At 53.4% G+C, this 20,896-nt stretch carries 18 protein-coding genes; 6 read left to right on the top strand and 12 right to left on the bottom strand.

Features of this window, described 5'->3' with window-relative positions:
• Positions 1-4: 4 nt before the first annotated feature.
• Positions 5-400, bottom strand: coding sequence for a holo-ACP synthase (gene acpS / locus ACE6ED_RS21770; RefSeq protein WP_410829568.1), 396 nt, complete (start codon positions 398-400; stop codon positions 5-7).
• Between the two features lie 309 nt (positions 401-709).
• On the opposite strand from acpS, the gene ACE6ED_RS21765 reads away from it, so the two are divergent.
• Complete coding sequence (locus ACE6ED_RS21765) at positions 710-1,546, top strand: alpha/beta hydrolase family protein (RefSeq protein WP_410829521.1); 837 nt, start codon at positions 710-712, stop codon at positions 1,544-1,546.
• A 196-nt stretch (positions 1,547-1,742) separates the two neighbouring features.
• Here ACE6ED_RS21765 and nadE read toward each other — a convergent pair whose 3' ends face one another.
• From nadE to ACE6ED_RS21750, 3 genes are all read right to left on the bottom strand, one after another.
• Positions 1,743-2,552, bottom strand: coding sequence for an ammonia-dependent NAD(+) synthetase (nadE, locus tag ACE6ED_RS21760; protein ID WP_410829520.1), 810 nt, complete (start codon positions 2,550-2,552; stop codon positions 1,743-1,745).
• A 257-nt stretch (positions 2,553-2,809) separates the two neighbouring features.
• Positions 2,810-3,247, bottom strand: coding sequence for a BrxA/BrxB family bacilliredoxin (locus tag ACE6ED_RS21755; protein ID WP_410829519.1), 438 nt, complete (start codon positions 3,245-3,247; stop codon positions 2,810-2,812).
• Between the two features lie 165 nt (positions 3,248-3,412).
• Complete coding sequence (locus tag ACE6ED_RS21750; protein ID WP_410829518.1) at positions 3,413-4,996, bottom strand: two-component system sensor histidine kinase NtrB; 1,584 nt, start codon at positions 4,994-4,996, stop codon at positions 3,413-3,415.
• 313 nt (positions 4,997-5,309) lie between these two features.
• Here ACE6ED_RS21750 and ACE6ED_RS21745 point away from each other — a divergent pair, with 313 nt between their 5' ends.
• Positions 5,310-6,581 (top strand): BaiN/RdsA family NAD(P)/FAD-dependent oxidoreductase, encoded by a 1,272-nt coding sequence (locus tag ACE6ED_RS21745; RefSeq protein WP_410829517.1) that lies wholly within the window; start codon positions 5,310-5,312, stop codon positions 6,579-6,581.
• A 1,107-nt stretch (positions 6,582-7,688) separates the two neighbouring features.
• Here the strand turns inward: ACE6ED_RS21745 and ACE6ED_RS21740 are convergent.
• From ACE6ED_RS21740 to ACE6ED_RS21730, 3 genes are all read right to left on the bottom strand, one after another.
• A complete protein-coding gene (locus ACE6ED_RS21740) occupies positions 7,689-8,963 on the bottom strand; it encodes an ABC transporter permease (RefSeq protein ID WP_410829516.1) in 1,275 nt (424 codons plus the stop codon).
• A gap of 20 nt (positions 8,964-8,983) precedes the next feature.
• A complete protein-coding gene (locus ACE6ED_RS21735; RefSeq protein ID WP_410829567.1) occupies positions 8,984-9,703 on the bottom strand; it encodes an ABC transporter ATP-binding protein in 720 nt (239 codons plus the stop codon).
• Between the two features lie 609 nt (positions 9,704-10,312).
• A complete protein-coding gene (locus ACE6ED_RS21730) occupies positions 10,313-11,623 on the bottom strand; it encodes an MFS transporter (protein WP_410829515.1) in 1,311 nt (436 codons plus the stop codon).
• A gap of 330 nt (positions 11,624-11,953) precedes the next feature.
• On the opposite strand from ACE6ED_RS21730, the gene ACE6ED_RS21725 reads away from it, so the two are divergent.
• Entirely contained in the window at positions 11,954-12,421 is a 468-nt protein-coding gene (locus ACE6ED_RS21725; protein WP_410829514.1) for a MarR family winged helix-turn-helix transcriptional regulator, read from the top strand.
• A gap of 324 nt (positions 12,422-12,745) precedes the next feature.
• Here the strand turns inward: ACE6ED_RS21725 and ACE6ED_RS21720 are convergent, their stop codons facing one another.
• The 4 genes from ACE6ED_RS21720 to ACE6ED_RS21705 all read right to left on the bottom strand — a co-directional run bounded on the left by ACE6ED_RS21720 (position 12,746) and on the right by ACE6ED_RS21705 (position 16,497).
• Positions 12,746-13,609: a phosphotransferase gene (locus tag ACE6ED_RS21720; protein WP_410829513.1), complete on the bottom strand. Its 864-nt coding sequence runs from the start codon at positions 13,607-13,609 to the stop codon at positions 12,746-12,748.
• Between the two features lie 77 nt (positions 13,610-13,686).
• Positions 13,687-15,156 carry an MDR family MFS transporter gene (locus tag ACE6ED_RS21715; RefSeq protein WP_410829566.1) on the bottom strand — a complete coding sequence of 490 codons (1,470 nt, stop codon included), beginning with the start codon at positions 15,154-15,156 and terminating at the stop codon, positions 13,687-13,689.
• Between the two features lie 54 nt (positions 15,157-15,210).
• Positions 15,211-15,771 carry a GNAT family N-acetyltransferase gene (locus ACE6ED_RS21710; RefSeq protein ID WP_410829512.1) on the bottom strand — a complete coding sequence of 187 codons (561 nt, stop codon included), beginning with the start codon at positions 15,769-15,771 and terminating at the stop codon, positions 15,211-15,213.
• A 429-nt stretch (positions 15,772-16,200) separates the two neighbouring features.
• Entirely contained in the window at positions 16,201-16,497 is a 297-nt protein-coding gene (locus tag ACE6ED_RS21705; RefSeq protein ID WP_410829511.1) for a hypothetical protein, read from the bottom strand.
• Positions 16,498-17,160: 663 nt separating this feature from the next.
• Here ACE6ED_RS21705 and ACE6ED_RS21700 point away from each other — a divergent pair.
• From ACE6ED_RS21700 to ACE6ED_RS21690, 3 genes are all read left to right on the top strand, one after another.
• Positions 17,161-18,051: a MerR family transcriptional regulator gene (locus ACE6ED_RS21700; RefSeq protein WP_410829510.1), complete on the top strand. Its 891-nt coding sequence runs from the start codon at positions 17,161-17,163 to the stop codon at positions 18,049-18,051.
• 443 nt (positions 18,052-18,494) lie between these two features.
• Positions 18,495-18,848: a hypothetical protein gene (locus ACE6ED_RS21695; protein ID WP_410829509.1), complete on the top strand. Its 354-nt coding sequence runs from the start codon at positions 18,495-18,497 to the stop codon at positions 18,846-18,848.
• Positions 18,849-19,389: 541 nt separating this feature from the next.
• Entirely contained in the window at positions 19,390-19,968 is a 579-nt protein-coding gene (locus ACE6ED_RS21690; RefSeq protein WP_410829508.1) for a hypothetical protein, read from the top strand.
• A 42-nt stretch (positions 19,969-20,010) separates the two neighbouring features.
• On the opposite strand, the gene ACE6ED_RS21685 is transcribed toward ACE6ED_RS21690, so the two are convergent.
• Positions 20,011-20,877, bottom strand: coding sequence for a DUF4097 family beta strand repeat-containing protein (locus tag ACE6ED_RS21685; RefSeq protein WP_410829507.1), 867 nt, complete (start codon positions 20,875-20,877; stop codon positions 20,011-20,013).
• Between the last annotated feature and the right edge of the window lie 19 nt (positions 20,878-20,896).

Genomic DNA, 20,896 nt, shown 5'->3' with positions numbered 1-20,896 from the left:
GGCGTTATCCGTGCGTCTCCACCACAGCAAAAGCGGAGGCAAGCCCCCTGCTGTGGGTAATCGTCAGATGGATCGTATACCGGTGGCCATCCGGCAAATTAAGCCGGGTCCAGGCTCCCTCCGACAAAAGCACTTCCGGTTTGCCCCGCCCATCCGGCAAAATCTCAATGTCGGCAAAACCCACCTGCGCCCCGATTCCGCAGCCCAGCGCTTTTACGACCGCTTCCTTGGCCGCGAATCTGCCCGCCGTAAATTCGGCCAGCCGGCCGCTTCGGTTCCCGGCCAGTTCAAGTTCGCCGGCAGTCAGTATCCTGCGGAGAAACCTAGCCTCCGGACCGCGGGACAGCACCTGCTCAATCCGGTCAATCTCCAGCACATCATGGCCGATTCCGTAGATCAACGCCTCCACCTCTTTCGTCGCATCAAACTTCCGGTTCGCTTCCTGCAAGCCTTATCTTTGCTGTATTGACTCACATCCCAGATCCCAGCGGCGCACGTGGCGTGAAGACAATAAGGATGGTATAGTTTCCCTATAGCCATTCCTCTCCAGTAGAGCAGGAGAAGAAGGCGAATAGGACCCGTGCGTTCGCGGATCAATTTCTATATCTTAAAAGAAAACACCCGGGAAGTCCACGCCCTATGTTTCCCGCGGCTGACCCCGGGCGCACTTGTTTGTCCAACCGGACACGAAAGGAGTTATAACCAAGACATGAACCGCAATTTTACGATTCCGGCGGGCGGAGATGCCGTCCTGCGCTGCAGCCGCTATTCTCCGTCCCATCCAGCCGGCAGTTTGATTGTCATCGCCCACGGCTACAAAGGGTTCAAGGACTGGGGAATGTTCCCTTACGTGTGCGAAACGCTCAGCGCGCGCGGACACGAGGTTATCGCGTTTAACTTCTCTCACGGCGGCATCGGCGAAGATCTGCACAGCTTCACGGAGCTCGAGAAATTCGCCCGGAATACATGCGACCGCGAGCTGCTGGACCTGGAGATTCTGGTTTCTCATCTCAACCAGGACCCTGAGCTCGGCAAGCTGCCGCTGTTTCTGCTCGGTCACAGCCTGGGCGGCGGAGTCAGCCTCGTTTATGCGCTGGATCACCCGGACCGGATCGCCGGCGTGCTCTCCTGGAACGGCGTCACCGATCTGGACCTGTTCACCGAAGAGCAAAAACGGGAGATGAGGGTGAACGGACGGTCTTACGTTGTGAATGGACGGACTGGCCAGCAGATGCCCCTGGACAAAGTTCTTTTGGACGATCTGGAGCGCCAGCAAGCGCGTTATGACATCTTCACCCGGATGGCGGATGCCAAATTTCCGGTCGTCCTGATCCAAGGCACGGAAGACGGGAAGCGGCTCCGGCTCGGCTCCGAAAAACTCACCGGCATCCGCCCCGATATATCGTGGGTTCAGATCCCCGGAGGGAATCACACCTTTGGCTGCGTGCATCCATTTAAAGGGGCTACGCCGCAGTTGGAGCAGGCCATAGAAGCCAGCTCGCAGTTCGTCCGGCAGGTGTTGGAGACGGCAGCCCCAGGCAGCTAATCGGTAGGACTGCCTCCCTGCAGCTTATGGATAAAGACAGCCTATGGCAGCTAATGGATAAGGCAGTATCCAACAGCTAATGGATTAGCTGCTCCCCCGGCAGGTAACAGCCGGCCCAACCGACAAACGCCGCGGCTCTGCTCTAAACGAGCAGAATACCGCGGCGTTTTCTTTTGTCCGAAGCATTCTCAGCTGGTCAAATCCCCGGAATAAGACGGCGTTTGTGGGCCGTGCGGACATAATAACTTTCCAGTCTCGCGGCAACTTCCGGGTTGATGGCTTTGCCTTCGAGATAATCACTATTATCGTCATAGGAGAGGCCAAGCTCTTTTTCATCCGTCTGGCCTTCCCACAGGCCCGCAGTCGGCGCCTTCGTGACCACCTCGTCCGGAACACCCAGATAAGCGGCCAACTGGCGGACCTGGCGTTTGTTCAGGGAGGACATCGGCGTAACATCCACCGCCCCGTCGCCCCACTTCGTATAGAAGCCGGTGATTGACTCGGAGGCGTGGTCCGTTCCGACTACCAGCAGGTTATGCTCATTCGCCAGCGCATATTGCACGACCATGCGTGTTCTGGCTTTGACATTGCCTTTGCCTTCCTTCGTCATGTGCCGTGGCTGCCCAAGCGCTTTGAAGCCGTGCTCCACCTCCAGCACGATTTCGTTCACCGCATCCTCGATATTGGTCTCCACCGTATGCGTAAGCCCAAATGCTTGGCCCACCGCATAGCTGTGGGCGATATCCTCCTGAACGCCGTACGGCTGGTAGACGCCCATCGTGATGTATTCCTTGCCTTCCTGCTCCGTCAGCTCGTCCGTCGCCCGCTTGCATAAACCTGCAGCCACAGCGCTGTCGACCCCGCCGCTGATCGCAATCAAGAGGCCTTTTGCGCCTGCCTGAAGCACCATACTTTTTAGAAAATCCACCCGTTTCCGGACCTCGGACTCGACATCGATCACCGGTTTGACGCCGAGCGCGGCGATAATCTCTTCCTGCATACTCATTGTAAAACACCCCGTCTCCATAATATGGTTGTCCTGCGTGTCTTCATGAATATATATAGACAAAATTGAAAAAGCACAAATCAAGCGGAGCCGTCAATTCGAAAAATTGGGACTTACCGATTCTCCGCCATCTCCTCCGCCCTGCAATTCCATGGTTCAGTCTATATGGCGGACGGACCTTACCTTCGTCCGCCGCATACAAAAAAGACCGCGGCAAATCGCAAGCTTGCGATGCCGCGGGGTGGCCCGCCTAGGCGTTACTGCCGGCAGAACCGGTCAAAAGCTTCTTTCAGTTCCTCGGCAATTTCGCCAGCCGAGCGGTCTTCCACACCGTGACGTTCGATGAAATGAACGAGCTCGCCGTCCTTCATCAGCGCAATCGACGGAGACGACGGCGGATAAGGCGCAAAATACTCGCGCGCTTTTGCAGTCGCTTCCTTATCCTGTCCCGCAAACACCGTGAACAGGTGATCCGGCTTGATTTCGCCCTGCAGCGCTTGGGCTACGCCTGGACGGCATTGTCCGGCCGCACAGCCGCATACCGAGTTCACAACTACAAGAGCAGTTCCCTTCGCTGTAGGCAGCGTATTCTCCACCTCTTCAGGTGTTTTCAGCTCCTGGAATCCGATGGAAGTCAGTTCATCACGCATCGGCTGGATCGTATCTCTCATATATTGGTCAAAAGACATCGCCATCACTTATCACTCCTTCTGATTATGCGTCATCGCCGTCTCCAATGAGATTACCCGCCGGAGACCCGTGCAAAGCATGTTCAGCAACACTTGTCAATGAACTTCCACGCACAGATGACTACTAACTTTATTATACATCCCTACTCCCCGAAAGCAAGGAACCCGGCGTTACTCGGCCTCCGCCAAAATTATGCCGTCCGCTCCGTTTTCCTCCGGAAACGAGATGATAAAGCTGGTGCCTTCCCCTTCGGTGGACTGAACCCGGATGGTGCCGCCATGCCTTTCCACAATCCCCAGGCAGAGTGCCAGCCCTAGCCCGGTCCCCTGGTTTTTGGTGGTGTAAAAAGGCTCAAACAGCTTCTTCAGCTTGCCTTCCGGAATCCCGCAGCCTGTGTCGGACACAATCAATTCCACCTGCCCGCCCGCATGCCGGGTCTCCAGGGTAAGCACCCCCTTGTCATCCATCGCCTCCATGCCGTTGCGGCACAAATTCAAAATCAGCTGCTTGATCTCCCTCACGTTCAGATACAGCGGAGGCAGCGTTTTATTCAGTATGATATCGACAGTCTGGCCTCTCAAATTGGCGTCCGCCCACAGCAGCGGGCCGAGCTCCATAATAATGCCGTGCAAATCCACCCGCTCCCGGTTGGTGCTGTGGCTCTGGGCAAGGGCAAGAAAATCCGTGATGATGCTGTTGGCCCGGTCCAGCTCCTCCATCACGATCCGGTAATAATGCTCCATGTCCGGCGGACTTTTCTCCCGCATCAGCTGCAGGAAGCCGCGGATAACCGCCATCGGATTGCGGATTTCATGCGTAATGCCGGCAGCCATTTGTCCTACCATTGTCAGCCGTTCCACATTGCCGAGTTCGCTGCGCATTTTTTCCTCCTCAGTCATGTCCTGAATCACCAGCACCATACCTCCCGGCTTTCCTTCAGTCTCGCTATGAAGCGGCGCTGCAAATACATGCCAGCTGTGCGTATCCGTCACGATCCGCTCGCTGGTCCGCTGTCTGGTATAAAATGCAAGACGCAGCCGTTCTATCGCCTCCGGATTCCGCACATTGTGCACAAGCAGCCCGGCAGGCTTCCCTCTGATCCCTTCCCAATCCATTCCGGGGCAGAGATTCTGGATCATGGCCAGCATATTTTCATTGATACCGTTCACATTTCCGCGTTCGTCCACAGTCATAATGCTTACAGGCACCGCGTTGGTAATCTGCTGCAGCTTTTCATTTTCCCATTGTGCCTGGATGCGGAAGCCCTCCAGCATTTGGTCCATACTTCGCTTGTTTCGGCACCCCTCGATGACGCAGACAAAAATCGCGCCAAGCACAACGGCGGTAAAAATATAAAAAATAACGGTCAATCCATCATCAGCCAGTAAATGGTACATCTTAGCTTCTTGAAGATAAGCGGACAGCGGAATACCGGTTAATCCCGGAATGAGACACATCCATAAAATACATATCTTTTCAATAGTGTTGCTTGTTTGGAATCGTGGAGCCAGCCAGAGCAGAAGGGGATAGACGAAAGCGCCCGAATTCAGCAGCAGGCTGAGGGGGCTGCTTGGCTCCGTAACAATCAGGGTGGATAAAAACAGCAACACTGCAATCCCGATGCGGGACCTCCAGGGAACATACAGCATGCCGATGAAACCGGGCAGAATCGCCAGGCTTAAGTGGATCGCTCCGTGCAGGTTGAAGGACAGCATGGAACACAGCACAACACCGGCGGATGCGCTGGCAGCCATAATACAAGAATCTTCGGGATATTCCTTCGTTTGAAGCGCCGGCCGTCGGCCTAGCCCCCATATAAGCATTAGCAAAAAGCTGCCTGCTGCCGATATTTGTAATAAAATCTCTTTAAGCGCATCCATAGGCAACCACTCCCCTATATGGCAAATCGTCCCGTGTCTGCTTAGATTAAAGCACATTCAGCCATCTTTTGACAATGTGTCGACAAAAGAATTTGCGGCGCCTGCCGCCGGACTTGGTGCCGCCCCGCTCCTAATGGTATGATGCCTGTATTAGAGCAGCATAACGTATAAGAAAAAGGAGCGCTTCATGGAGACTTATCATGTAATCGTCATCGGCGGCGGCCCTTCGGGCCTGATGGCTTCGGTTGCGGCCGCGGAGGCCGGCGCATCCGTGCTGCTGGTGGACAAAGGGGCCAAATTGGGGCGGAAGCTTGGCATCTCGGGCGGCGGCCGCTGCAATGTGACCAATATTAAAGAAACCGACGAGCTGATCGCCCATATTCCCGGCAACGGGCGGTTTTTGTACAGCGCGTTTGGCCATTTCAATAACCGGGATATCATCGCGTTTTTTGAATCGCTTGGCATTAAGCTGAAGGAAGAGGACAACGGGCGGATGTTTCCGGTAACGGACAAAGCGGCGACCGTGGTCAAGGCGCTGGTCAGCCGGGTGAAAGAGCTTGGCGTTCAGATTTTGACCGACAGCCCCGTGCGGGAGGTGCTCTATCAGGATGGAGCGGTTTCCGGCATTCTTCTAGCTTCGGGAAAAACCATTGGCGCCAAGACTGTCATCATCGCGACGGGCGGCCGGTCGGTGCCGCAAACCGGTTCTACAGGCGATGGATACCCTTGGGCGGAAGCGGCTGGACACACGATTACCGAGCTGTTCCCGACAGAGGTGCCGATTGTGTCGCGGGAGCCGTGGATCCGCTCGGGCGATCTGCAGGGGCTGTCGCTGCGCGATGTGACACTCACCGTCTGGGGCCATAAGGGTAAAAAGCTGATCTCCCACCGCGGTGATATGATCTTTACCCACTTCGGTCTGTCCGGACCGATTGCGCTGCGCTGCAGCCAGTTCCTCCGCCAGGTGCAGCGCAAGACCGGCTCGGACGAGGTGGAGCTGTCCGTCGATCTGTTCCCCGATCTGCCGCTGCAGGAGGTGGAACGGCTGGTGCGCGAGAAGCTCGAGGCCGAGCCCAAAAAGGCGATTCGCAACGCCTTAAAAGGCCTGCTGCCGGAGCGGATGATTCCGCTTTTGCTGGGCAAGGCGGAGCTGGACGGCGACATCACCGGCCATCATCTTCCGAAAAACGGCTGCGCCCAGCTTGCCGCCGTTGCCAAACGGATGCCGGTCAAGGCGCACGGCACCCGTTCGATTGAGGAGGCCTTCGTCACCGGCGGCGGCGTAAACCTCAAAGAAGTCGATCCAAAATCGATGGAATCGAAGCTGACGGATGGGCTGTTTTTTTGCGGAGAAATTCTGGACATTCATGGCTACACTGGCGGGTACAACATTACCGCTGCATTCTCGACTGGATATACCGCAGGGAAACATGCCGCGCTGAAGGCCGGGGAGAGTTAGGCAGGAAACATGCCGCGCTGAAGGCCGGGGAGAGTTAGGCAGGAAACATGCCGCGCTGAAGGCCGGGGAGAGTTAGGCAGGAAACAGCGGCTGGAGGTACAGGGGAGGTTTAGGGTTTAGTTACCCGGACCGCAGACTTAATTTTTTAAACTATTAACCGTGTTAAACTGTTAACCGCAGGTATCGGGCCTATGGCCTCTGCCCTGCGGTTTTTGTTTGATCACCCGGCAGACAGCAATGGAGCCCTAATATATTTTTGCCGATTATAGATCACTCAACTTTCACAGAGCGAAAATCAGCTAAGCTCCAGTCCTGGCGCGGATTTAACCGCGAAAAAGTAATCGTCTTGAAAAAATAGAAAAACACCGCATCGCCTGCGGCGAACGCACCGCTCAGCGTGCTATTTTATTTACGGTGCGATGAAGTTAACACCTTACACTGGGCTGGTTTGCCCAGTCATCTCAAGGTGCATCTGCCGATCTCAGGCTGCAAAAGTTGAGTTAATGAAAGCAGCGCGAACCAAGACTTGATAAACCATGTCTTCGACTGCCGCTGTTGTCGTTGAACGAACTGGAACGAATCTTCTCCTTTGACACACCCTCAGCGGATTACCACCGAACGCGCTACGGAGGTCTTTCCGGACCCAGAGGACGTTATTTCTGAAATTCGTGGGCTTTGGGGTTGCCTTGCGGACTCCAGATCCGTTATTCGTACCTAAAACATCCAAACTATGGATTTTCCGCGTAAATAAGGGGATCTGAGTCCGTCTCTTGGCCAAAACGCTGAATAATCAGCAAATAGGGTCCCCTGAGTCCGGCAAGAAAGTCATAGGGGAGGACAATGCAAAGCTGCTTCAAAACGCCTCCAAGGTTTGGAAAAGCGAGACTGTGTTCAGGCAGGGAATGTTGTTGTAACACAGAGTTACGCACCTTTCTTGTTGACATGGTGGGTCGCACTACCACGATCCTTAACAAGTGAGTTATGTTTTGTCAATACGGTCCCTGCAAAATAAAACACAAAGTATTCCTTTCATCGTACATTAACGAATTAGGGAATACTCTGCGTGTCATGTAGGACAGGTTCTCCAACCTTAAAGTCAGCTCCGCCTTATCGCTCTAGCCGGAAAGTGCCGAATATCCCTACAGCCAGATAACCTAACCCCAGCCCGGCGGGAATAAACAACAGCAGCCCCCACCATCCCGCAGCGGCCAGGCAGACGGGAACCGCACACAGCGCGGTGTAAGGCAGAATTAGCAGGGACAATGCCTTCATCCCGGCGTCGGCCTTCTGAGCCTTCGTAAACGGCAGCGGCCGGATGAAGTCATCGCCCGCAAAGCTGCTCCAGTAAGAGAACAGCCAGTGCGTCATCAACAGCGTAAGCACCACATACATAATCAGCTTCAGAATCAGCGGACTGATTAAAATGGCTACAAGTGACACCCCGGTGAACTGGGCGTACAGCTTCAGGTGGCGGGAGTTCCGCAGCAGCGCCTTGATGCCCGCATCGGCCAGCCGGTTATGCGGCAGCGGAGACCGCACCACCTGCTGCGATTTCCGAAACAGCCGCGATTTATGCCGGGTCGGCTTCGGCTTGTCGATAACCTGCATCAGCAGCAGGCCGGCGATTTTCATCCGCTGGCGGAAATCCTCCCGCACCTGCTCCGATAACACTCCCGGCTGACGTAGCAGCCAGACCGCAAGCGCGGCAGCCCCCGCAGCATATACAATCCCTAACAGCAGGAGTCCCAGCGGCCAGTCCAGCAGCAGAGCGGACAAGCGCACATACAAGCCGCAGGGTACGGTGATGGCCAGCGTCTGCCACAGCCCTTTCCGCCAGCCTTTGTACCGGATGAGCCCGGTTCGTTTGAGGATTTTGACACAAGCGCCGCAGGCAAGTGTCAGCAGGAGAAATGCCGCGGCGGAGGCTGGCGAAGCCCCGTAGGCTCTGACCATAAACGGAAGAACCAGCACATAACCCAGCAGCAGCTTGGCAAAAGATACCGTCAGACTGTAGATTAAGCCGCCCCGCATCACCAAAGACAGCCATCCCTGGCGCCTGTGCAGGAATAGCAGGTCCCCTTCCAGCGTAAACAGCACGATCCCGCCCTGCATAAGCACGGCCAACAAGGCGGAGATCAGCATGAAGGGCAGCCCGGCGCTCCAGGCGGGCAGCGCGTCATGCCATAGTCCGTAATAGAGTTTTCCGCCCAGCAGGAGTCCAGGTATGATGAAATAAACGAGTACTGTCCAATCGGCGGCAGTGCGGATAATTCCGTATTGTTCGCGGATATGCCCTATGAGCCTGCGCCGGAATAAAGAGAACGGCCCGGCAAACTTATAACTGTTACCGGGAACGGGGTCTGAGGATCTGGTCTTTTGCATCTTCGATAGCCCCCCGCTGCTCATGTCAAAGCGTCGAAGCAATCAAACAGCGACGCTTCCGGCAGTTCAGCCGTCTCCCGTATCGCCTGCAGCGTTCCCGATGCGGCCATGCGCCCTGCCGACACCAGCACAAATCTGTCGCAGATCCGCTCCGCGGTATCAAGCACATGCGTGGACATCAGCACACCTGCGCCCCGCGCCCGCTCTGATTCCAGCAGCAGCAAAAAGTCTTTGGTCGCCCGGGGATCCAGCCCGATAAACGGCTCGTCCACGATATAGACATCCGGCTTGACCAGAAAGCCGAGCATCAGCATCATTTTTTGCTTCATCCCTTTGGAGAAGCCGTCAGGCAGATCATTGCGCACATGCTGCATGCCGAACCTCCGCAGCAGCTCTTCGGCCTCGCGCTGAAACAGCGGATATTCCATACCGAACGCAGCCGCGTTAAGGTCAAGATGCTCCCACAGCGTCAAATCCTCGTAAAATACCGGCTGCTCCGGCACATAGGCGTAAGAGCGGCCGTCTCTGCCGAAGGACACCGCCGATTTCGAATATTTCAGCAGACCTAACAGGGTTTTGATCGTCGTGCTTTTGCCTGCGCCATTTGGCCCGATAAGTCCGAGGAGTTCCCCTCGCCGCACCTGAAAGGCGATATCCCAAATACGCGGTTCTCCCTGTTCATAACCGGCCTCGTCGATCCGCACGTCAAGCACGATCTCCTCCGGCAGCTCCGCAGCAATCCCTGGTGTGGCTGCTTGTTTGGCTAATTCGGCTGATTCAGACAATTGCCCTGATCCGGCCAATTCGTCCGATCCAACCCAATTATTCAATTCTCCCGATTCACCCGGTTCTCTTGATTCACTCGGTTTACTCGGTTCTCTTGTGTTCTCCGCGTTTTCGCGCATCCATTCCCGTTGGTCCATATGACTCCAACTCCCATTTCAATCTGTCTCTCTCGTTTCCACTTTTAATTACTACGAATTTAAAGGGCCTACCGTTTCTTTTTGATGGTCAGCATTCATTTAACGCCTCTTAGAGACGGGATGCAAGGACAAATTTACATCTGTATCGGCTATCGGCTGAACCAGCCATAAATAAAAAATCCCCCGCATAGGGGGGAACTCCTGAGAACACGCCATAAGGGCTTTCTGAGGGGCTTTCTGAGGGGCTTTCTGAAAGCCTTTAGAGAGGTCTCCAGGAGACTTTCGGGAGACTTTCAGGAGACTTTCGGGAGACTTTCAAAAGACTTTCGAGAGACTTTCGAGAGTCTTTCAAGAGACTTCAGCGAGCCTCCAGCGAACCTTAATGAGGCTTCCTGCGAAGCCTCCAGAGGAACTTTTTGCTGGAGCTTAAGCGATTCGCTCCGCCGTCTCACCTAGCGGCTGGACATTCCGGCGCTCGATCCGGGAGCGCATAAACAGGAGTGACAGGCCCACCAGCACCGCCAGCATCCCGGATATGACGAAGGCCGCAACCGGACCGTATCCCGTCACAAGGGCCCCGCCCGCAACCGGTCCAAGAATAACCGCGGCGCTGGTCAGGCTGTTGACGGTGCCAAACACACGTCCCGTATATTCCGCCGGTGTCCGCTGCTGCAGCATGGACTGAAACGGCACAAATATCATCCCCGCCCCTGCTCCAGCCAGCAGGAAAGAACCAAACAACAGCCCATGAATCAGGACTGAATTTGTAATCAGCAGTGTAGCCGCTCCGGATAACGTAAACACCAGCCCCATAAGCACTGCTCCCGATCCCATAAAAATCAGCGGCCGCTTGCCTGCGCCCATCTTGCCCGCTGTTACCGCAGAGATCAGCGTACCCAACCCGCTTGCGCCGACACACCAGCCAAGCAGGTCTTCGCTGACGCCGGGGACATCCCGGAACAGCGTCACGGTCTGCGAGTCGGCGATTTGCAGCACAAGCAGCGCCGATACAAGTGTCATCAGTCCGCCAAACACCATGGGTATGCCGGATACGATCCGCAGCCCGGCGGCCAAGTCTTGACGGAAAGACCGTTTGCCTGTCTCTTTTTCCGCCGCTGCCGGTACCTTCTTGGACCTTGCTCCCATTCCGCCTGGCAGGGCAAGCAGCAGCAGGGCAGACGCGAGGAATGTCCCTGCGTCAATAACATAACACGCGGAGATGCCGAATGCTCCGACTAACAGACCTCCGGCCGCAGGACCGGCGATTTTGGTAATCTGCTCGATCGACGAGCTGACCGCCACCGCCTGGTCCATTTGCTCTTGAGGCACAAGCTCCTTAATTTTGCCGCTTTTCGCCGGAGAAAACAAAACATCCATCACGCCTTTGCACAGCAGCAGTGCGTAGACCTGCCACAGCGAGCCCGCAAACACCAAAACGCCCACCACTCCAGCCCGTACAAGATCCGAGACGATCATGATGGTCTTGCGGTTGAAACGGTCGCTGAGCACGCCAGCCAGCGGCCCGCCAATCAGCATCGGAACAGCCATACATAAAGAAACCGCCGTAATTTCCCACGGCGTTGCCTTCCATTTTAGTCCGATCATGGTCAGCAGCGCCAGCAAATACAACCATTCCCCGATATTCGACACCAGCTGGGCCCCCATCAGCACCAAAAATGGACGGTTGCTCCGCAGCCGCAGCCCGCCTCCGCCCGATTGAACCGCAGTATTTCCCATAGTTTTCTCTCCTTTTCTCCTCGCTCATTTCGCTGTAAACAGCGTAATCCAATCGGACAGCAACAGCATCCGCCTTCGGATGGAAACAGGGGTCAACCCGAGGAATGAAATGAAGGAATCCAGGGCCCGGCGCAAGCGCCATCATTTTTTTAAAAAAATTGTTTGATTTTTAATAATTAAAACTGTTCTCATTGTGACAAATCACATGTTCTTCCCTTTCGGATTCCCGTATTGTTAAGTTATTGCAGCCGGCAAACCGGCTATCCTACAAGATTCTGCAAGGGCGTTACGCCCCCATATATGTTCACAGATCATAATAGAGGTGAGATCATGATCCAATCGTATGAACGCGATACGCAGCTGACGCTCCATTTGTACCGGGTATTCGCGAAATCCTTTAAAGCCATCAACGAGCATGCGGTAACCGGCAGCAAGATCGAAGGCTTTAATCCGACGGCGTTTTCCGTAATGGAGGTGCTGTTTTACAAAGGACCGCAGCCGATCCAGCAGATCGGGGCCAAGCTGCTGCTGCAGAGCGGCAACGTGACTTACGTGATCGACAAGCTGGAGGAACGCGGCTACATCCAGCGCAAGCCTTGCCCGAGCGACCGCCGGGTGATCTTTGCCGAATTGACCGCCGAAGGAGAACGTCTGATGAACGACATGTACCCGAAGTATTCGGAACGCATGCATCTGGCGTTTAGCGGCCTGAACGATGAAGAGAAAGAGCAGATGATCATCCTGCTCAAGAAGATGGGACTCCAAGCCGAGAAGCTGTCGCCGCTTCCGCGGAAATAACACTGTTAGCCCGGATACACCTGCAAAGACAAGATATTTCTGCCGCATCACGCGATGGGCTGGTGTCCGGTATAACGCGACATCTCCAGGTAACCATGGGTGATGAGTCAGCCCGAGTCACCGCACAGCGAAAAGGCCTGCCAAGGACGAACCTTGACAGGCCTTTTTTGTATAACAAGAGACTATCGCTTGATTAACCGAGCCGAGCTAGCTGGACAACAGCTGCTTATATGCGTTTAACGATTTATACACCAGTTCCTCGTCCCTGACTCCCTCATAAACATACAGCTTTAAAGGAAAAAACAGTCCCTCCATCACCGCTATTCATATATCCTCGGTAAATTGGGAATAAGAATAACCGCTGCCTATCCTCCGGCATAACTCCCGATAATACGTATCAAAAATGCACTGCGTCTCTTCCCCGCCATGAAACAAATCATGCACAAACAGCATGACGAGATCCTCCGTACACAACCCTACTTTTACCGCCTCGAGATCAAGAATCCTTGGCCCTGTCTTATCATGAAGCGGGTAAAGCAGATTGCACACGTTCAAATCCCCATGAATAAAAACGGTGTTTTGGTACCGGTTCACGCGTTCCACACGTTTGTCCGCCATCCGGCGCAGCCCGGCGAGACTTTGCTCGTACACTTCAAGCGCCGCTTCTTCCATGCCAAAGGCCTGATCCGCTTTAAAAAGGAGATAATCCCTTTCCAGATACGAGAGATGTGTCATATAGGCTTGTACGCTGGCCAAATGCTCCGGCATGGGGAGATCCGCCGCCTCCCATGTAGCCGCATGAAACGCTGCAATCGCTTCTACAAGTTCCTCCACCCGGCATGAGTCAACCGGGACCTTCCAATCAGACAGGTCGCGGTATCCCGGCGTCAGATCCTCCAGCAGCACTATCCCTTCGGATGAGGCTGCATCATAAGTATTGTGCCAAACCTTGGGGATCGGCACTTTTTTGCCGGAGAAGTACGTATACATCCGGTTTTCAAATGGGATATAGTCTGCCTCCGTGCTTTTTTCCACAAAGGAGAGCAGCGTTCCATCCTTCCTACGTGCTTCGACCGTGCTTAGAGAAGATCTGCTGCGGACAGCAGCCGGCTTCCGCTGAATCTGAATGACATCGGTGATCCCTTGATCTTTCAAAACTTCCAACAGCTCATCGTGATTTATGGGCATCGGTCCGTCTCCAATGTTTCAGGATAGGTTTCTTTTCTTCACCGGCCGCCAGAAACCTCTTTACCTGCGCGCCGTTTTTATCTGCCCGATCCCGCCGGCTGTCCGTCACCCGGCAGCGACCGGCCGAACCCGGTACTGATCAGAAGCGACAACGCCGCAAGCACCGCCATCAAAATAAAAAGCGAATGCAGCCCCCCATACAGCGCACCGGCCAGACTGGACGAAACTTCCCCCGCCGCTCCTCCGGCCCCGTGGGGGGACAGCAGGCTGTTGACGTCCAGCCCTTCGGCGCCGCTAGGGGAATCAGCCAGCAGGCGGCTGATCCGAAGGTTAAGCCAGGTCCCGAAAACCGCCACGCCAACCGTTTGGCCAAGTGAGCGGGTGAAGGTGTTCAGCGCCGTCGAGGAGCCCCGCAGCTCATATCCGACAGAGGACTGAGCGATAACGGTAAACACGATGGAAGCGCAGCCAAAGCCCACGCCGCAAAACAAAGTCGGCACCAGCAAATACAGCGGACTGGCGGTTTGCGCCATCACGGCCAGCATGGCGGCGCCGAGCGTCACCAGCACCAGTCCCGCAACTGCCGTACGGCGCGGACCGTAACGCAGCAGCAGCCGGCCGCCTGCAAACGAGCCGCCCATCCAGCCGACGGACATGGGGGCAAGCAGCAGGCCGGAAGCGGCCGCACTGCGCCCCGCCACCCCCTGCACCCACAGCGGTACATAAGTGGACAAGCCGATGATCAGCGTACTGGCCAGCAGATTGGCCGCGGTGGAGACGGAAATGCTGCGGATAGAAAACAGTTTAAGCGGCAGCATCGGCTCAGACGCGCGGACTTCAACGAAGAAAAACACGAGCAGCAGCAGGAGCGATCCGAACAACGCGGCCAGCAGCCACGGCGATGTCCAGGGGATGCTTTCGCCGCCTGTCGACAGGCAGAAGAGCAGCAGGCCCATTCCGGCGGCGAACAGCAGCGCGCCCAAAACGTCGATTTTTGTTTTGCGGCGCACCCGGTCCTCTTTTAAATACCGCATAATCACAAACATTGCCAGCAGGCCAAACGGAAGGTTGAACACAAACACCCAGCGCCAGCTTAAATAATCGACGGCATAGCCGCCCAGCAGCGGCCCGACAAGAGACGAGATGCCCCAGACCGAGCTGAGCAGCCCCTGGGTTTTGCCCCGCTCCTCAATCGGATAAATGTCCCCGATAATCGTAAAGGTCATAGGAGTAAGTGCCCCTGCTCCAAGCCCTTGAATGGCCCGGAACACGATAAGCTGTTCCATACTCTGCGCGAGACCGCACAATAACGATCCCAGCAGAAAAACGGCCGTGCCTCCGATAAACACAGGTTTTCGGCCGAATAAATCGCTGATTTTGCCGAAGATTGGCGTGGTGACGGCCATTGCAAGCAGATAAGCGGTAAAAATCCAGCTCAGCCAGTGCATGCCCTGGAATTCCCCGACAATGGCCGGACCCGCCGGCCCCGTAACCGTGCCTTCAATGGCGGCGAGGAAGGTCGCCAGCAGCACCCCCGATAAAATCATTTTTCGTTGTCTTGCATCATAGGTCCCCACTTGCGCTCTCCCTTTCTCTATCTATCACTTGGCGTCCCATTCGCTGCGGAGAAGAGCAAACACCGCTGCATCCTGGAAGCCGTCCGCCGTATGGCGGTACTGCCGCAGCACGCCTTCCCGAACAAAACCAAGCCGTTCGAACAACCGCGCCGCACGCGCATTGTCCGGATGGCAATAAGCTTCAAGCCGGTTCAGTCCCATGGTTCCATAACCGAACCGCAGCACCTCCTGCAGGGCTTCATGCATATAGCCCTGGCCCCAGGCGTCCGGCGCAAGCTCGCATCCAAGCTCCCCCCGGTAAGCGCCTTCCAGCTGCCAAAAGTTCAGCCCGCAGGTGCCAAGCGCCTCTCCATCCGGCAGCGCCACGCTCCAGCGCAAGCTCTGTTCTTCCCCAGCAAGCTGAAGCAGCAGCGCAACTAAGGCGCTGGCCTCTTCGGCAGTCTCTACCGGCGGGATCCCCAGCCAGCGGGCCGTCCGGGGATCGGACCAGCAGCGCAGCAGCGCAGGCGCGTCCTCCAGGCGAAGCGGACGGAGCATGAGTCTTTTGGTATGCAGAACCGGGATGACCTTTGCCCATCCGTCCATTTGCCATCCTCCTTTAGTGCTCCATGGTATCCAAGTATGCAGTTAGCCAGGTATACAAGTATCCAGGTGTACCTGTATCCATTGTATCCAGGTATCCAAGTTCCATCGTATCCAACTTGCCGGTTGAACAAGCATCACGCTACATTCTAGCATACCTCCGGGGCATTATCAGCTTCATCGGCTGCTCATAGGGCCGGCCACTCTCACGCCTTCTTCACAAATTCCGGTCCTGCCGCTGGACCGATTCAGCCGTGTATCCCATATGAATATGAAAACCCTATATCTCTTCAAGCCGTTTATGCGCTGCTCCGCCGGTAAGTATATTCCCCTTCACTTACACACAGCAGCGCCTGCGCAAGGGGCTGTCCGCCGCCCGCGCAGGCGCTGCAACTACATCCAATATAATAAGCAGGGTCCCGATTCTGTCCGTCAGCGGGAAGCTGCCGTCTGAGCCGGCGTCAGCACTTCGCTGCAGAGCACCTGCAGTTTCGCATGAATCGCCTTAAACGCTTCAATTCCGGTACCCGTAATGCTGTATTCGTCCCCATGGGCCGTCAGGTAATTCTCCTGAGTCAGCCGTTCCAGCTCCTGCTTCACTTCGCGTTCTCCCACGCGATATCCGTAACCTTCCAATTCCGTCTGCATATCCGATACCGTCAATTTCCGCTCATGGGCAAAATACAACATATGAATTCCGATGAACAAATTTTGAACGTCGGCGCGCATAGGTCACTCCTTCCGGCTCCAGGCCTTCCGTATTTTACAGTTTAATTACCCTTCAGCCCGGTGGAGGAAACATCAGATGCCGCTTGGGTTCACATAAATGTAAAAGTTTGTTAGGCTGCCGGGTGGGTAGATGCAGCAGCTGAATGCATAAATGCACGCTGCAGGCTTAGCTGCCAGGGCCCGACTAACTGCAGGCATCCGCTCCGCCGTCCCTGCGGCTCATTTGGACTTCCGGCCGCTGTTGTTTTCGGATTTATTTTATCAGCCCCCCCTTAGCGGGTTAAATCCGAAAACAAAGGCGGACGCTTCCGCTCCTCCAGTTCCAAATAGCCTCCGGGCCAGCTCCGTTAGCCTGCAAAAAGTTGCAACCCGCTTGCAGAAGCGGCTGCTCGCCTAGCATAAGCAGCTGAATATGCAGCAGCAGGCATCTTACACGTAGCAGCAAGAACCAAAGCAGCTCCAGGCCGCATAGCTAACTGCTAGCAGTGAACTATCTGCCTGCATCCGTTCATGCCGTTCATGCCGTCCCTGCGGCTTCAAGCGGCCGAGCATTCCTACACGAGCTTGAACCATCTGCACTCCCGTCCAGGTTGCCTATTCTACCGCCCAAGCTTGACTGACCCCTTGGGGACCGCCTTACAATGAATCCGGAGGTGAAAGAGCATGTTGATACATGAGCTGTGTAAGGCGTGCGGCCTGACAAAAAAGGCCGTTAATTATTACTTGGAGCAGGGCCTCCTTAAGGCAGAAAAGGATACGAACGGCTATCGCCTTTTCACTGAGCAGCATGTTGAAGTACTGAAAGAAATCACCCTGCTGCGAAAGCTCGGAGCCGGAATCGCCGACATCCGGCGTATTCTTTCGGCGGAGGACCGCGGCGAGGCACTGGCCGAATTCGCCGGGCAGCTGGCCCGGCAGCGCGCCCGGTTGGAGGCGCGTCAGGAGGTGCTGGTGCGCTGGCAGCGCCAGCCAGCCGAGACGGAAGCAGTCTGGCGTTATGCGGCGAACCGACTGGGGGAACCGGCGGGACTGAAGGAGCGGATCGCTTTGGCCTTCCCCGGACCGTATGGGCAGTTTCTCGCACTGCATTTCGGTCCCTTCCTTAATGCAGCCGTTGAGACTGACGATCAGCAAGCGGCTTACGAGTCTCTTGTCGGATACCTTGATGAGACCGAATGGAAGGGCATGCCGCCGGAATTAGAGCGGGAATTGGAACAAGCTCTTGGTTCCTTAGACACGGACAAACTCGCCGGGGTTTTGGAGGAGACCAAACGAACGATTGAGAATATTGACGATTTTCTCCAGGACGAGAAGAACCGGCAGCAGGTGCGGGATTATCTCAATTTTCGGTCCTCTCCGGAATACGAGGCTAGTCCAGCCAAGCGGCTGAGTGAGCTTCTGTGCGATTTTCAACACGCTTCTGGCTACCAGGAACGGTTTATAGCCAACCTTCGACAGCTGAGTCCCGATTACGATGCTTATGTCAAACGGATGGCTGAGGCCGACAAAAAACTTCTTAGCGCCTTCCCGGAGGCTAGCCGTCTGAACAGATGATCTCCAGTGAAGCAGATGCAGCAATTCCCGAGACATTTTTTCTAGAAAAGGCCCCTTTCCAATTACGCACTGTTCCAATCAGAAAGTGACTTACCTGAGCTAACAGACAGAACAGTGAAATTGAAAGTAGAATAATTGGAGGTGGATTGTTAACAAAAGTTCAACAAACGAAAAACAGCATTCCCTCATTGGGGCTAACAGGGGCGCTAGCAGAGTAGCGGTTGCTTCGGCAGCCGTTTTTTGCTATTCAGCTAACAGGAATAATTCTTTATCTTTTTTATTGAATTTCAGTTCATTTTTGTTATTATTTTCTATATGTTTACCTGAAAGAAGGTTTGTGACGACCACATGGAAAAGATCAAAGACTTCTTGCCGCCAGGACGGCAGTCATCACCAGCAAGAAAAAACATACTCAATGAACACCTGAAAAAGGGTGGTTATAATTGACTCCAAGAAAAGATCGATTATCTTTGCTTTCCTTAATTATCGCAATTCTATTGATAAACATTTTTGGAAACTCATTGGATTCTCTGATATGGCAGCATTTTTCCTTACTTATGAACTGTATCTTGGCCCAAGCCGTTTTTCTTCAATTATCGAATATAGTTAGTTTATCAAAAAGGAGATCCCTTCACTTTACATTTAATCTTTTAGCTTTATTGGCAGGACTTATTGCTTTTGTTGTTATTCTATTTTCACCAATGGGGCTGTTAAACAGAATTTTTTTTATTGTAGTTCAGTTTGCTGTCTCTTATGCTGAAGTGATTCAACTAAAAAACGCAGTTAAAAAATCATAATGCCTTTAGCGAAAGAAGCGAATTTATGACTAAGATACTTATAAAGGCATTTTGCATACAGACCCTAATCTGCAAGGAGGCTTCAGTTTGAAAGCATGTTTTGTACATGATCATGTGGAGTATGAAAACAGCTGTCCTTTTTGTAATAAAAACTATTGTTCTGACTGTTTGATTCTTGTCGGCAAGCGGAAAACAGTAATATGCAAATCATGTTATGATCACTTTTCACAGAAAATAAAAAGAGCAAACACTAGAAGATATTTACTTATCGCAGCTGGTGCTTATCTGACAATCTCGTGCGTTTATAGCGTCTTTCAGTCACTCGAAAGCGATATTGAAACAACGATACTTTATATGATTAGTGCTGGGTTAGGTTTGTATGCAATCGTACATAGCGTAATACGGCTGCGTCAATTTAAGAATTGGGACATTGTAGTTGAGTACCCTGTACGTAATTAAACATTCAACTTGTCCGCGGTAATTAACTGCCCTATTATAAATTGATAAATTGCAGTCAAAACGTGAGGTGAAAGGTGAACTAATGAATTTCAGATGTGAGTGCGGACAAAGAATCCACGATAATACGGATTATTTATCCTATAAGGGATATTTAATCGCTGACCAGGATCAGTTTGATCTCCTGGATGAGATTGACGATGCTATTGAAAAGTCAGGGCCGTCGCCGGAAGAAAAAGAAGAAGCTGCAATGAGAGTCCGGTCATTGGTATCCGACCTTTTTAAGACGGTGTATCAGTGCACGAATTGCGGAAATATGTTTTTTGATACGGATACTTCTAGACTGGAAATGTTTAGAGGAGCAAACCAAATCAATAAGAACTTATTAGTGTCCGCTTTAGGCGACAAGTGGAAAGGGTCTATATATGCGGAGTGGAAAGATAAAATACCCGATTGGCAAACTTCCCATGGAACCCTTTATAACGAAACGAATGTAACCCTTCCGGCGGGGCAATTGGCTGAGAACGGTCAATATAATGATTGGGAAGCCTTGGAGCAGGATTATTACCGGTTATTCAATGACTTTAAGAATAAGAATGTTATACGGTACAGCCAATTAAAAAAGAACTACACGGTAATTCATTCATGGAGCTTGCAAAAATAGCTGTTATTTCTTAGCGATCTAAGACCATTCCGCTATAGAAATTTATTCTACAATTATCGTTCCTGCTTGGCTGATGAGCTCCAGTGTATTGGTTCCGTCCCCAATCATGCCTTCAATCGATTTTTCTGTGTTTTGCTGCTCTATAAAGCCGTCCAAACCAACATCGATATCCGCTGAGCCGCTGCTTGCCATCAGCTTTAGTGAAGCAGGAGGCGTACTATAAGATACGGTGAGATCTCCGGAATTTGTTTCTGCGTGCAGCCGTTTTCCTTCCTCAGCCTCCTTGACGGATATTTCCCCTGCTGTTGAAGTGATGGTCATGTCAGGGCTAGTTACACGGGTCATGTAGCTGTCGCCGCTGCCGGATGTCACCTTTAATTTGTTTAACGAGCTGTCCTTCAGCGTGAATTCTCCGTCTTTGGAACTAAATTCACCCTTATCCGCGGTCAATCCTTCAATATGCTCAAAGCCGGAATCGTTGGTAAAAACAAGGTTTTGGACAGCTACATCCTTCACTTTAATATCGCCTGCGTCGTTGTTCAATGTAATCGTATCGATTTCATGGCCGGGAATAGAGATATAGATTGTCCCATCTTTGCCAAATGTGAACCCCCCTGAAATTCCCCCTTGATCTTGCTGGGTGATGATCATTTTTTCCCCATCCTGATTAATTGTTACTGGCTCGCTTTTTTTGTCCCGCTGCTTTCCTTCGCAAGTGACGGTGATATTCGGAGAATCCGTATCCTTGAACACGATATCCCAAGAATCATTATTCACTTCAATTTCTTCTATGCCTTTTGCCTCAAAAGATGTTTCCTGATGATAACTTGCCTCTCCTATTCCTTGGCAGCCAATAACCAGCGCACCAAGGGCCATGAAAACAAGCGAAGCGGTTAGGATTTTTTTCATATTCTATTCCCTCCATTTC

Origin of the sequence: Paenibacillus nanchangensis, assembly GCF_046543445.1 — a bacterium.
In the GTDB taxonomy this organism is placed as follows: domain Bacteria; phylum Bacillota; class Bacilli; order Paenibacillales; family Paenibacillaceae; genus Paenibacillus_AQ; species Paenibacillus_AQ nanchangensis.
The sequence above is the reverse complement of the archived record's forward strand: the minus strand, read 5'-3'. Positions and strand labels throughout refer to the sequence as shown.

What these genes read in the sequence shown, in the direction of transcription:
- ACE6ED_RS21750 (WP_410829518.1), bottom strand. Translation starts at nt 4,996, where the DNA reads ATGGCTGCCAGCGCATCCGCCGGTGTTGTGCTGTGTTCCATGCTGTCC.
- ACE6ED_RS21710 (WP_410829512.1), bottom strand. Translation starts at nt 15,771, where the DNA reads ATGGACGGATGGGCAAAGGTCATCCCGGTTCTGCATACCAAAAGACTC.
- ACE6ED_RS21730 (WP_410829515.1), bottom strand. Translation starts at nt 11,623, where the DNA reads ATGGGAAATACTGCGGTTCAATCGGGCGGAGGCGGGCTGCGGCTGCGG.
- ACE6ED_RS21715 (WP_410829566.1), bottom strand. Translation starts at nt 15,156, where the DNA reads ATGATTTTATCGGGGGTGCTGCTGGCGACCTTCCTCGCCGCCATTGAA.
- ACE6ED_RS21725 (WP_410829514.1), top strand. Translation starts at nt 11,954, where the DNA reads ATGATCCAATCGTATGAACGCGATACGCAGCTGACGCTCCATTTGTAC.
- ACE6ED_RS21685 (WP_410829507.1), bottom strand. Translation starts at nt 20,877, where the DNA reads ATGAAAAAAATCCTAACCGCTTCGCTTGTTTTCATGGCCCTTGGTGCG.
- ACE6ED_RS21740 (WP_410829516.1), bottom strand. Translation starts at nt 8,963, where the DNA reads ATGCAAAAGACCAGATCCTCAGACCCCGTTCCCGGTAACAGTTATAAG.
- nadE (WP_410829520.1), bottom strand. Translation starts at nt 2,552, where the DNA reads ATGAGTATGCAGGAAGAGATTATCGCCGCGCTCGGCGTCAAACCGGTG.
- ACE6ED_RS21765 (WP_410829521.1), top strand. Translation starts at nt 710, where the DNA reads ATGAACCGCAATTTTACGATTCCGGCGGGCGGAGATGCCGTCCTGCGC.
- ACE6ED_RS21755 (WP_410829519.1), bottom strand. Translation starts at nt 3,247, where the DNA reads ATGGCGATGTCTTTTGACCAATATATGAGAGATACGATCCAGCCGATG.
- ACE6ED_RS21705 (WP_410829511.1), bottom strand. Translation starts at nt 16,497, where the DNA reads ATGCGCGCCGACGTTCAAAATTTGTTCATCGGAATTCATATGTTGTAT.
- ACE6ED_RS21720 (WP_410829513.1), bottom strand. Translation starts at nt 13,609, where the DNA reads ATGCCCATAAATCACGATGAGCTGTTGGAAGTTTTGAAAGATCAAGGG.
- ACE6ED_RS21700 (WP_410829510.1), top strand. Translation starts at nt 17,161, where the DNA reads ATGTTGATACATGAGCTGTGTAAGGCGTGCGGCCTGACAAAAAAGGCC.
- ACE6ED_RS21690 (WP_410829508.1), top strand. Translation starts at nt 19,390, where the DNA reads ATGAATTTCAGATGTGAGTGCGGACAAAGAATCCACGATAATACGGAT.
- ACE6ED_RS21745 (WP_410829517.1), top strand. Translation starts at nt 5,310, where the DNA reads ATGGAGACTTATCATGTAATCGTCATCGGCGGCGGCCCTTCGGGCCTG.